The following is a 472-nucleotide window of genomic DNA, read 5'->3' as shown; positions in this document are numbered from 1 at the left end:
ATCCCGGCGCGCGACGCGCCAGGCCGCAAGGACGGTACGGTGTTCCTGCAGGCCTACGGTGAGGCGGGCGGCCAGGCGGGCGGCCCCGACCTGATCGCGCCCTTCCCGCTGAACACCACGGAGACCTTCGCCCACATGCGGGTGGAAGGCACGCCGCACGGCTGGGCCGACGCGCAAGACGCCTGGGACGAGGGCCGCATGGACCGCTGGCCGGTAGCCAAGCATCCCCATTCGATGGGTTTCTTCACGCGGGCCGACATCCCGTTCCAGCACGCTCTCGCCGACGGCTTCACGCTCTGCGACGCCTATCACTGCTCGACCCAGACCGGCACCAACACCAACCGGCTGTTCCTGTGGACCGGAACCAACGACGGCCTCGGCGAGGCGGGCGGACCGTCGATCTCGAACTCGCACGACGACCTGCCCGAGAAGGGCGGCGCGCCGGAGTCCTACCGCTGGACCACCTATCCCG

The 472-nt window shown here is 70.3% G+C and carries 1 protein-coding gene; it reads left to right on the top strand.

The window, feature by feature from the left end:
- On the top strand, nt 1–472 hold a 472-nt coding region (locus AB4111_RS31165; RefSeq protein WP_442035143.1), incomplete at both ends, for an alkaline phosphatase family protein.

The sequence above is a fragment of the Paenibacillus sp. 2KB_22 genome (assembly GCF_052115745.1).
Lineage (GTDB): Bacteria > Bacillota > Bacilli > Paenibacillales > Paenibacillaceae > Paenibacillus.
Note: the sequence above shows the minus strand (reverse complement) of the source record. Positions and strands in the feature narration are given on the sequence as shown.